We start from the raw sequence: 11,470 nt of genomic DNA on the forward strand, positions 1-11,470 counted from the left end.
GGCCACGTTATGAATATCGATGACGTGTTGAAAATTTTTATTGCCGAAAGTCAGGAGCTTCTCCAGCAGATGGAGGACGCCCTGCTTCAGATTGAGCAGAACCCGCATGACCCGGACCTGATCAATGCAATTTTCCGGGCAGCCCATACGATCAAGGGTTCGGCAGGCCTGTTCGGGTTGGACGGTATCGTTAGTTTTACTCATGTGGCAGAAAGCGTTCTGGATCGCATTCGCAGTGGCGAGCTTGCCTTCAACGATGCGTTGGCCGCCCTGTTCCTGCAGGTATGCGATCAACTCAATGCGCTGGTGGCCCATGTCGAAGCCGGTGGCTCGCTGGATGAATTGGAACCGGCTCTCCACAAGCAGGGCGCTGCACTGGTCGACACCTTGAGCCAGTATCTGTCTGGTACTACCGCGCCGGCCTCAATTGTGGAAGCGCCTGCGCCTGTAGCCCGTGAAATCAGTGACAAACCTGGCGAGCATTGGCACCTGTCGCTTCGCTTCGGCCCTGATGTACTGCGTAACGGCATGGACCCGCTTGCCTTCATGCGCTACCTCAACACCTTTGGGCAGATCGTTCACATCGTGACGCTGACCGAGCACATCCCTGCCACCGCCGAAATGGATCCCGAGACCTGCTACCTGGGGTTCGAAGTTGCTTTTGCGACCGATGCTGACAAGGAAACCATTGAGGGCGCGTTCGAGTTCGTCCGAGAAGACAGCCAGATTCGCATTTTCCCGCCGCACAGCAAAACAGCAGATTATATTCAGCTGATCAGCGATATGCCCGAGGAAGATTTGCGCCTGGGTGAAATGCTGGTGCGCTGTGGTGCCCTAACGCAAATAGAGCTGGACGAAGCCCTACGCAAGCAGTCAGGCACGGAGGTATCGCCTCAACCCATTGGACAGGTCCTGATCAACGAGCAGGCCGTACAGCCGCAGGTTGTAACCGCGGCGTTGCAAAAGCAGAAGCAGGTCAAGGACAACCGCACGGCCGAGAGTAACCTGATACGGGTCGATGCCGGCAAGCTGGACCAGCTGATCAACCTGATCGGCGAACTGATCATTGCTGGAGCCGGCACTCAGCTGGTCGCCCAGCAAAGCGGCGCTGCAGAACTGGTCGAGTCCACAGGCGTGTTGTCCCGCCTCGTTGAAGAAGTCCGCGACTGCGCATTAACCCTGCGCATGGTTCAGATCGGGACCACGTTTAATCGCTTCCAGCGTGTCGTTCGGGATGTCTCCAAGGAATTGGGCAAAGATATTGCGCTGGAGATTACCGGCGGTGAAACCGAGCTGGACAAGACGGTTGTCGAGAAGATTGGCGACCCGCTGACTCACCTTATTCGCAATTCTATGGACCATGGCATCGAGCCAGCCCAGGTTCGTCTGGAGCGTGGTAAACCGGTGCAAGGCACCGTACGGCTCAACGCCTATCATGAATCCAGCAGCATTGTCATTGAAGTGTCGGATGACGGCGGCGGGCTGAATCGTGATCGCATTCTACGGAAGGCCACCGAGCGCGGCCTTGTCGGAGACAACCAGAGCCTGACCGACAAGGAGATCTTCAACCTAATCTTCGAGCCAGGTTTCTCTACCGCAGACCAGGTCAGCAACCTGTCGGGTCGCGGTGTCGGCATGGATGTGGTCAAGAAAAACATCATGGCCCTGCGTGGAACCGTCGAGCTGGATAGCGTGGAAGGCGTAGGGACCACTACACGGATTCGTCTACCACTGACTCTTGCCATTATCGACGGCTTCCTGATCGGCGTTGGCAAAGCCACCTATGTGGTGCCGCTCGACATGGTTGAGGAATGCATCGAATTGACGCAAGAGCAATCGACAACAGCGACCCAAAACAGTCACTTTATAGATCTGCGCGGCGATGCATTGCCCTTTGTAAAACTGCGAGAGCTGTTTGCCATCGAGGAAGACGCTCCCCGTCGGCAGAACGTCGTGGTGGTGAACTACGCGGGTATGCGGGTCGGCTTGGTAGTGGATCAGCTTATGGGTGAGTTCCAGACCGTCATCAAGCCGCTGGGCAAGATTTTTGACAATAACCGGGCCTTGGGTGGCTTCACCATCCTGGGCAGTGGCGCCGTGGCGCTGATCCTGAATATTTCCGGTGTGGTGCAGGAGATCGCCGAGCGCCAGCCTCAACCTCTTCCAAACGCTGCAATGGCCATCACGGCCTGATGCCAAGAGATTACAGTCATGAACGAAACGAAAAAGATGGTTTTGCTGGTAGTTGCAGCGTTGCTAGGCATCGTTCTGCTGGCCGGTACTGCTCAATATCAGATCGGACAGGTCTTCAAGGCCGCCAATTTCGGAAACAGCAACACAGTTCCCAGTCTGTTGGCCATCACGGCCATCAACGATCCGGTGAACCGTTCTATCCGTAATCTGTATCTGCACCTGCTCAGCGATGATGCCGCCGAAAAAGCGAAGATCGACCAGGACCTTGCAGGATTGCAAGCCAAGATTGAGGAGTCACTCAAGCATTATGAAGAGAATATTGACAGTGACGAAGACCGTCGTATGTTGGACGCAGATCGCGAAATCATCGGCTCGCTGATCGCTTTTGAAAACAAGCTGCTCGACCTGTCACGCCAGAACCGCATTGACGAAGCCAAGGCCACCCTGGTGGCCAACCGCGCTATTTTCAGCAAGGTGAGCGATACCCTGGGCGCCCACCGCCAGCTCAACCAAAAGCTCGGTAGCGAAGGGGCGGAACGGGCACAGGCGATCAAGGACAGCGCCACTTTAACGGCTATCGCCATTGCGCTGGCAACACTCATTATCATCGGTCTGCTTGGCTTCTTTATCATTCGCAGTCTGCAACAGGTCATTGCTGTAGCCAATCGCGTGGCAGCCGGCGACCTGCCTGATGACTTGAAGGTAAGCGCGAACGATACCACCAGCCTGATGGCAGCCATGCATCGGATGGTTGGTACACTGCGCAACCTGCTGGGCGAGATGAGCCGCATGTCCTCCGAACATGACAAGGGCGAAACGGATGCCTTTATCCCAGTTGAATCGTTCCAGGGCAGCTTCCGCTCCATGGCTCAGGGCGTCAACGACATGGTCAAAGGCCACTTGAGCGATTCGCACAGCGCCATGGCCTGTGTAAAGCGTTTTGGTGAAGGTGATCTGGATGCCCCGCTGGCACGTTTGCCAGGCAAGAAAGCAGTCATCAATGACAACATCGAGCAGGTTCGTGCCAATATCAAGGCATTGACCACAGACGTAAACAGCCTGAGCCGTTCGGCCATCGCCGGTCAGCTACAGAACCGTGCCGACGCAACCCAGCATCAGGGTGATTTCCGTCGCATCATTGAGGGCTTCAACGGCACGCTGGACGCCATCGTAGCTCCGGTAAACGAAGCGATGAGCGTAATGGCCGCGCTGTCCAATGGCGACCTGAACCGCACGATCGAAGGCGATTATCAAGGCCAGCTGCTGGAGCTCAAGCAGTCGGTTAATACTACGATCCATAAGTTGGGCCAGATCATCACGGATGTGCGCGATGCCGCCAATGCGCTTGCCAGTGCATCGGAAGAGATTTCCGCTACCGCCCAGAGTATGAGTCAGTCGTCATCCGAGCAGGCCGCCTCTGTCGAGGAGACCAGCGCTTCCATGGAGCAGATGTCAGCGTCCATCAGCCAGAATACTGATAACGCTCGTATGACGGACGGCATGGCCAGCAAGGCCGCCAAGGAAGCCGTCGAAGGTGGCCAGGCAGTACGTGAAACCACCACCGCCATGAAGAGCATTGCCGAGAAAATCGGTATCGTGGATGACATCGCCTATCAAACCAACCTGCTGGCTCTGAACGCCGCTATCGAAGCCGCCCGTGCTGGTGAGCATGGCAAGGGATTCGCTGTGGTAGCCGCTGAAGTGCGCAAGTTGGCCGAGCGTAGTCAGGTTGCCGCCCAGGAAATCGGCAATGTTGCCAAGGGTAGCGTAGCCTTGGCTGAGCGTGCCGGCAGTCTGCTGGATGAGATCGTCCCGTCGATTACCAAGACCTCTGATCTGGTACAGGAAATTGCAGCCGCGTCGGAAGAACAGAGCGCCGGCGTAGGCCAGATCAACTCGGCAATGGGCCAGCTCAACCAGATCACTCAGCAAAACGCATCGGCTTCGGAAGAATTGGCGGCCACGGCTGAAGAAATGAGCAGCCAGGCCGAAAAGCTACAACAGATGATGAGCTTCTTCTCTGCCAACCGTGCGGTGGGTGAACTGCACCGTGCCATGGACCATGGCACGGCCAGTTTCAACCGGCCGGTGCAGGGTGGAGAGCGCCGCATTGTGCAACGCCCGCTGCGTACGGGTTCGTCACCGGATGGTTTTGTCCGGTTCGAGGAATAAAGCATGAGCACTGATCTGACTGCATTTCTGGAAAGTGAACCGGGCGACTCCGAGCGCCAGCATCTGACCTTCGTGGTCAAGGGCGAGACCTTTGCCGTGAATACGTTGCGGGTGCGGGAAATCATCGAGTACGGCCAGCTGACGGTCGTACCGCTGATGCCGGCATTCATCTGTGGGGTAATCAACCTGCGGGGGGCCGTTGTCCCGGTCATTGATCTGGAGGCGCGCTTCGGCGGAGCCCGTACACCGGTAACACCTCGCACCTGTGTCGTCATCTTGGAGGTCATGGATGAAGACCAGCCTCAGGTTGTTGGCGTGGTAGTGGATGCTGTCAGCGAGGTGCTCGAGATTTCCCTGGAGCAGGTACGCCCTGCTCCGGCCTTCGGCAGCCGTATTCGCACTGATTTCATTCAGGGCATCGTCAAGATCGAAGAAGCCTTTGTAGTGTTGTTGAACGTTGACCAGGTGCTGTCGCTCACTGAAATCGCAGGGCTTGTCAGCTATCAAACGTCTGTCGGTAACGCGCGTGCGGCCCTCCCGCAGCGCTCGTTATAATTTTCCGGAGCTTTAGCCATGTTTAGAAACATGCGCGTTACCACCAAGTTGGGCCTGGGCTTTGGCACTGTTGTCGCCCTGCTTGCATTGGTCATCATTGTAGGCATCGTCAATATGGCCTCGATGAAACAATCCTCGGATAACATGTCCCAGGACCGCTACCCTAAAACTGTGATGTCCAACGAGATGATCAGTATCGCGTTGGACACCGGCCGTATCTTGCGCAACATGCTGCTGGTTACCGATCCGGCCAAAATCCAGGATTATGAAGATCAGGTTGCGAAGAACCGCGCCAGTAACGCAGAAACCATGACGCAGCTCGAGCAGAGCATCCATAGCGCGCGTGGCAAGGAGCTGTTCAAGGAACTGAGCGTTAAGCGTGCGGCCTTGCAGGCCAAATACGAGCCGCTCTTCAAGCTGGTCGACCAAGACCGCGACCAGGCAACCCGTTATCTGCTGGATGATTTTGCTCCTACCAATAATGCCTATGTCGAGGCCTTGAAAGCCTTGAATACCTACATGGGTGAGGAAATGGTAGCGGCGGGTACAGCGGCGACCCAGGCCTATGAAAAGGCCCGCCTGCTGATGCTTGGCATTGGTGTTGCTGCGGTAATCATCGCCTTGTTGCTGGGCTTCATTATTGCCCGCAGCCTACTCAATCAGTTGGGCGGCGAGCCTGCCTATGCCGCTGAAGTGGTTGGCCGCATTGCAGCAGGTGATCTCAGTGCTGACGTGGCAATCAAGGCTGGCGATACCACCAGCATGCTGGCTGCCATCAAGACGATGTCCGACAAATTGGCTTATATCATTAGCGAAGTACGTGGCTCGGCCGATGCGCTCTCCAGTGCATCCGAGCAGGTATCAGCCACGGCTCAGAGCATGAGTCAGTCCTCATCCGAACAGGCCGCATCCGTCGAAGAAACCAGTGCGTCCATGGAGCAGATGTCGGCGTCCATTGCCCAGAACACCGAAAATGCCAAGGTTACCGACGGCATGGCCAGCAAGGCCGCCCAAGAGGCCGCCGAGGGTGGTAAGGCTGTAAAGGATACTGTCGCCGCGATGAAAACGATCGCTGAGAAGATCGGCATCGTGGATGACATCGCTTACCAGACCAACCTGTTGGCTTTGAACGCCGCTATCGAAGCCGCCCGTGCCGGTGAGCATGGCAAGGGATTTGCCGTGGTAGCCGCTGAAGTACGCAAGCTGGCCGAACGTAGTCAGGTCGCGGCCCAGGAAATTGGCGAAGTGGCCAAGACCAGCGTGGCGCTGGCCGAACGCGCCGGTACGCTGCTGGATGAAATCGTGCCCTCCATTGGCAAGACGTCCGATCTGGTGCAAGAGATTGCCGCTGCCTCGGAAGAGCAGAGCGCCGGTGTGGGCCAGATCAACACCGCCATGAGTCAGCTTAGCCAGATTACCCAGCAAAACGCCTCGGCTTCGGAAGAACTTGCCGCCACTTCCGAGGAAATGAGCGGTCAGGCTGAGCAGTTGCAGCAACTGATGGAATTTTTCACGGTATCGGCCATGTCTGTGGCTATGCCAATGGAAACGCCTCGCAGTCAGCTACCAGTAGCTGTTGCCCGCAAGGCTTCAGCGCCTATCCGTGACTTCGCGCCGACCATGGGCCAGGCAGCAGGTGTTCCGGCAGGCTTCGTTCGCTTCAAGGACTAACCGCCATGGGTATTCATCAGGCTAAAGTTACCTCCGCGGCAATTGAGCAGCCGCGGCAATACCTCACCTTTTCGCTTAACGGCGAGATGTACGCGGTGAGCACGACCTGTGTCCGGGAAATCATCGAATACGGGCCGATTACGAATATGCCGATGCTGCCTCCCAGCATTCGCGGGGTCATTAATCTACGTGGCGCTGCCGTGCCGGTCTTTGACCTGGGTGTTCGTTTTGCAGGTGTGCCAACCGAAGCCAACCGCCGTAGCTGCATCGTGATGCTGGAGTTGGCTATCGATGGTCAGCGGCAGGTATTTGGCATCATTGTGGATGCGGTTAATGAAGTGCTTGAGATTGCCAAAAATGATATTGAGCCGGCCCCTCGATTCGGTACGAATATCCGCACCGACTTCATGACCGGTATGGCCAAGCGCGCGCAGGGTTTTGTGATCCTGTTGAACATCGAGCAGGTACTCGATACCGCAGACTTCGACCACCTTGCAGCCCAGGGGCTGAACCGGACGCTGTAATCACTATGGATACGCTAGCCCTGTCAGATAACGAGTTCAAAAAGTTTCGTGGCATGATCTACGAGGCCGCTGGCATCAGCATGTCCGATGCCAAGAAACCGCTGGTCAGTGGCCGGCTCGCCAAACGGATACGCCAGCGAGGGCTGACGAGCTACAGCGCTTATTTCGATACCCTAATGAATGACCGCCATGAATTTCAGACGGCGGTCGATCTGCTGACGACCAACGAAACCTATTTTTTCCGCGAGCCCAAGCATTTCGAGTTTCTTCGTACCGTCATCCTGCCAGCCTGTCGGGATCGGTCGCCGCTGCGGATCTGGAGTGGTGCCTGCTCCACCGGTGAAGAGCCCTACACGCTTGCACTGGTCTTGGCGGACGTGCTCGGAATGCGCCCTTGGGAGATCTTTGCTTCCGACATCAGCACCCGGGTACTGGAAAAAGCAAGGCAGGGGCAATATCCACTGGAGGATGCCGAGGGAATTCCCAAGCCGCTGTTGCATAAACATTGCTTCAAGGGCATTGGACAAAATGCGGGAACCTTTATCGTGGATCCTGCCTTGGCGGCGCGTATCACCTTTCAGCAGATCAACCTGAATACCCGTCTGCCTGATGTTGGAGAGTTCGATGTGATCTTTCTGAGAAACGTCATGATCTACTTTGACAATGACACCAAACGCCAGGTAGTTCAGCGCTTGCTGCATCACCTGCGGCCAGGCGGCTATTTTCTGGTTAGCCATTCTGAAAGCCTTAACGGCATTACCGAGGCACTCAAAATGGTCAAGCCTTCGATCTATCAGAAACCCCATGGCTGAATCTCGTGTTATCCGGGATGTGTATCTCAAGCCGGGCGATCTGCATTTCGGCGGTTCGGATACCCGCATACGCACCTTGCTGGGCTCCTGTGTGGCGCTGGTCTTCTGGCACCCTCAGCGCCTGCTAGGCGGTATGTGTCATTACCTATTGCCTACCCGCAGCAAGAAAGGTGCGGCGACGTCATCGCCTGGGCTTGACGGACATTATGGGGACGAGGCATTAGCCCTGCTGCTGCAATATATCGAAGCGACCGGCGCCGCCCCAACCGAGTTTACGTTGCGCATCTTTGGAGGCGGCAACATGTTTCCAGGCATCGCCCGAAACGAGAAAGACCATATCGGATTGCAAAATGTCAAAGCGGCAAAACAGCTGGTACAAGCCTACGGTCTCGTGTATAGCGCAAGCCACGTAGAAGGCGTAGGCCATCGCCGTCTAAGCTTTTCCATCTGGAATGGTGAAATCAGCCTGGAGCAATTACCTCCAGTAAAGCTCTCGTCGCGTTGAAGAGAACCTATTACCCATGATCAAAGTGTTGATCGTCGACGACTCCGCCGTGGTGCGTCAGGTGCTTTCCACGACGCTGTCTGCCGACAGTGCCATCGAAGTGATTGGCGTGGCGGCTGATCCGCTTTTCGCCATGGACAAGATGAATAAGCAATGGCCGGATGTCATCGTCCTTGATGTGGAAATGCCCCGCATGGACGGCATTACCTTTCTCAAGAAGATCATGGCCGAGCGCCCTACTCCGGTTGTGATCTGCTCGACGCTGACGGAAAAAGGTGCCGCGACCACCATGCAGGCTCTCTCATCCGGCGCGGTCAGCTTTGTCACCAAGCCACAGGCTGGGCTCCGACAGTTTCTGGTAGAAAGTAGCCAGGAGTTGATTTCCGCGGTCAAGGCAGCGGCCCGCGCCAACGTTCGCCGTATCGCAACGTCCGCGCCACCGGCCAGCCCGCCGCCGAAACTCAGCGCAGATGTCATCCTGCCGCCGGGCCAGGCGATGACCCGCACGACCGATACAGTGGTCAGCATTGGCACCTCTACTGGCGGTACGCAGGCGCTGGAAGTGGTTCTGACCGCCCTGCCACGGGTGTGTCCAGGCATCGTCATCGTTCAGCATATGCCCGAGCGCTTTACGGCCGCCTTCGCCGAGCGCCTGAACGGACTCTGTCAGATCGAAGTACGCGAGGCCCAGCATGGTGATCGCGTCATTCCCGGTCGCGCCTTGATCGCACCCGGCGGACGGCACATGCTGCTCAAGCGCAATGGCGCGCAGTATCAGGTAGAGATCGTTGACGGGCCGCCAGTAAGCCGTCACCGCCCTTCTGTTGATGTCCTGTTCCGTTCAACGGCGCGCTGCGCCGGCAAGAATGCCCTAGGTATCATCATGACCGGTATGGGAGACGACGGGGCACGAGGTCTTAGGGAAATGCGTGAAGCAGGCGCCAAGACATTAGGCCAGGATGAGCAGAGCTGTGTGGTTTATGGAATGCCCAAGGAGGCTTTCAAGTTGGGGGCCGTGGAGCGTGAACTGCCTCTGGACCAGATTCCGGCAGCTATTTTGAACATGGCCCGCTAGGCATTCTACGGACAATCGCAGCATGGCGCCTGTCCGTAGGATTTCAATTAACGCGTAAGGTCCGCCTTCAACTGCTCGCCTGCATACTGCTGAGCCTGTCTGGCCTTCTCAACGACCGCTGCCGTACCAAAGAACTCGTGCGTAACCCCTGAATATAACTGACGATCTACCGCTACGTCCGCATTGCGCAGGGCAGTCTCTAACTGAGCACCGTCATCGCGCAAAGGGTCCACCTCGGCATTGATAATTGTGACTGGCGGCAAGCCTTTCAGGTCGGCATGGACCAAGTCGATACGTGGGTCGTTCAGGTCGACCGGAGACTTCGTAGCCTGGGCCACAAACCACAGCATCATGGGTCGATTGAGTGGCATCGCATCGGCGTACTTGTCATAGGATTCGGTGTGGGTGTTGGTCTGGGCCACCGGGTAAACCGATAGAATATGCTTGGGCGCCGTCAGGCCGGCCTTCTTTGCGGCAATGGCCGTTGCAACAGCCAAATTACCACCGGCGCTTTCGCCAGCCAGTGCCAGGCGCTTAGGATCACCACCCAGCGAGCCGGCATTCTGGATCACCCAACGGTAGGCTGCGATGGCATCATCATGGGCAGCCGGGAATTTATGCTCGGGCGCAAGACGGTAGTCGACCGAAACCACGATAGCATTGGCCTGCTTCGCGAGCCCACGTGCACCTGCATCATAAACATTGCGATCCGCATACACCCAGCCGCCACCGTGGAAGTACAGGATGACTGGAAAAGGCCCCTTGCCTTCAGGAGTATACACGCGAGCCGGTAACGTACCTGCGGCGCCAGATACGCTGGTATCCACGCTTTTGACCCCGGGGACCAGTGCTTCAGGCGCACTGTCGCGCCCTTCCTTTTCAAGCACCGCCTTTACCGCGTCTGCAATGGTTGGCTGCTGACGCGCCTCAGTCGGAGTGATCTTCTCGATGGCTTTCGGATCGAAGCGGGCGTACTGATTCAGTACTTTTTGCATGTCCGCATCATTACGTACCGAGCTTTTAGCCCCGCTTATCGCCAGTTCGGACAAGGGCCTCTTTTCCGGCGACCGGTTGCTGCAGGCCGCCAGCGACACGCCCATGCCCACCGCAGCCATGAGAAGAATGCCGTTCTTAAGTCGGGAAGGTTGTAAACGCATAGGGTTTCCTGTTGTGTGATGTCATGTTAAAAACGACCACACAGGTTCAGGAACGTTGCCATTTCACATCAAAACACGGTAGTGGTAGCCATAGCGACGCTCAAAGCCGAGCGAGTGGTAAAGGCCTATTGCAGAGGTGTTTGAGTCTGTTACCTGCAGGTATGCCTGTCGGGCACCTTGGCGCTTTCCCCACGCTAACAGTGCGCTAACCAACTGACGCCCGAGACCACGCCCACGCCAGGCTGGCGCTACCACCAGATCAAACAGGCCCACCCAGTCACCTTCCGCCACTGCCAAGCCATAGCCAACAGGCTGCCCTTCTCTGTAAACCGTCGCGTAGGCCACAGGCCAGACGATAGCGTCCAGCAAGGTATCATGGTGTTGGCGACGGGGCGCATCCAGGCCGCTGAGCAAGGCAAAGCCGTTACCCCAGGCCTGTGTACGCAACGATTCAAGCGTGACCGTACCCTGGCTCTCTTTTAGATTACCTAAGCCCAGCGTCATCACCTCGGTAGGGTCGACCCGCTCATAACCCGCCGCTTCGAGCTGCCTGCCCGGCGCATCACCTGCCAGAGGCGTCAATCGAAAGATGACAGGCAAACCCTGCCGGCGGTACAGCGACTCGATATAGGAGCGTACGCTATCGAACGAGGCCGTTGGCTGCCAGGCATTGGCCGAATTAGCGCGCTTGGTATAGCCGCCTGCCAGACGCAGCACCCACCCCTCGTGAAAGACCGTCTTTTGTGCAGGCCAGGCATTAAAGGCACAGGCTTCCAACGTAAAGATATCAGTCATGAATCGCTCCT

General features: G+C 56.9%; 9 protein-coding genes and 2 pseudogenes. 9 read left to right on the plus strand and 2 right to left on the minus strand.

Annotated elements, in window-relative coordinates; translation table 11 throughout:
- The first annotated feature begins 9 nt into the window (after positions 1 to 9).
- The 9 genes and pseudogenes from GM154_RS22420 to GM154_RS22455 all read left to right on the plus strand — a co-directional run bounded on the left by GM154_RS22420 (position 10) and on the right by GM154_RS22455 (position 9,507).
- Positions 10 to 2,193, plus strand: coding sequence for a chemotaxis protein CheA (locus GM154_RS22420; RefSeq protein WP_219653414.1), 2,184 nt, complete (start codon positions 10 to 12; stop codon positions 2,191 to 2,193).
- A 36-nt stretch (positions 2,194 to 2,229) separates the two neighbouring features.
- Positions 2,230 to 3,171, plus strand: a pseudogene (locus GM154_RS26080) (MCP four helix bundle domain-containing protein); the annotation flags it as partial.
- A 189-nt stretch (positions 3,172 to 3,360) separates the two neighbouring features.
- Positions 3,361 to 4,365, plus strand: a pseudogene (locus GM154_RS26085) (methyl-accepting chemotaxis protein); the annotation flags it as partial.
- Positions 4,366 to 4,368: 3 nt separating this feature from the next.
- The gene (locus tag GM154_RS22430; protein WP_219653416.1) at positions 4,369 to 4,920 is read left to right on the plus strand and encodes a chemotaxis protein CheW; all 552 of its coding nucleotides are present in this window, start codon (positions 4,369 to 4,371) and stop codon (positions 4,918 to 4,920) included.
- Positions 4,921 to 4,938: 18 nt separating this feature from the next.
- Positions 4,939 to 6,591 carry a methyl-accepting chemotaxis protein gene (locus tag GM154_RS22435; protein WP_219653417.1) on the plus strand — a complete coding sequence of 551 codons (1,653 nt, stop codon included), beginning with the start codon at positions 4,939 to 4,941 and terminating at the stop codon, positions 6,589 to 6,591.
- Positions 6,592 to 6,596: 5 nt separating this feature from the next.
- Positions 6,597 to 7,115 (plus strand): chemotaxis protein CheW, encoded by a 519-nt coding sequence (locus GM154_RS22440; RefSeq protein WP_219653418.1) that lies wholly within the window; start codon positions 6,597 to 6,599, stop codon positions 7,113 to 7,115.
- 5 nt (positions 7,116 to 7,120) lie between these two features.
- Entirely contained in the window at positions 7,121 to 7,927 is an 807-nt protein-coding gene (locus GM154_RS22445) for a protein-glutamate O-methyltransferase CheR (RefSeq protein ID WP_219653419.1), read from the plus strand.
- A complete protein-coding gene (locus GM154_RS22450; protein ID WP_219653420.1) occupies positions 7,920 to 8,432 on the plus strand; it encodes a chemotaxis protein CheD in 513 nt (170 codons plus the stop codon). The genes GM154_RS22445 and GM154_RS22450 overlap by 8 nt, the downstream gene beginning before the upstream one ends.
- Before the next feature lie 16 nt (positions 8,433 to 8,448).
- Complete coding sequence (locus GM154_RS22455) at positions 8,449 to 9,507, plus strand: chemotaxis response regulator protein-glutamate methylesterase (protein WP_219653421.1); 1,059 nt, start codon at positions 8,449 to 8,451, stop codon at positions 9,505 to 9,507.
- A 47-nt stretch (positions 9,508 to 9,554) separates the two neighbouring features.
- Here GM154_RS22455 and GM154_RS22460 read toward each other — a convergent pair whose 3' ends face one another.
- Together GM154_RS22460 and GM154_RS22465 are read right to left on the minus strand one after the other, a co-directional pair.
- Entirely contained in the window at positions 9,555 to 10,664 is a 1,110-nt protein-coding gene (locus GM154_RS22460) for an alpha/beta hydrolase (protein ID WP_185749713.1), read from the minus strand.
- Between the two features lie 63 nt (positions 10,665 to 10,727).
- A complete protein-coding gene (locus GM154_RS22465) occupies positions 10,728 to 11,459 on the minus strand; it encodes an N-acetyltransferase (RefSeq protein WP_074828548.1) in 732 nt (243 codons plus the stop codon).
- Positions 11,460 to 11,470: the final 11 nt, after the last annotated feature.

Source organism: Pseudomonas sp. MAG002Y (assembly GCF_019400845.1).
In the GTDB taxonomy this organism is placed as follows: Bacteria; Pseudomonadota; Gammaproteobacteria; order Pseudomonadales; family Pseudomonadaceae; genus Chryseomonas; species Chryseomonas luteola.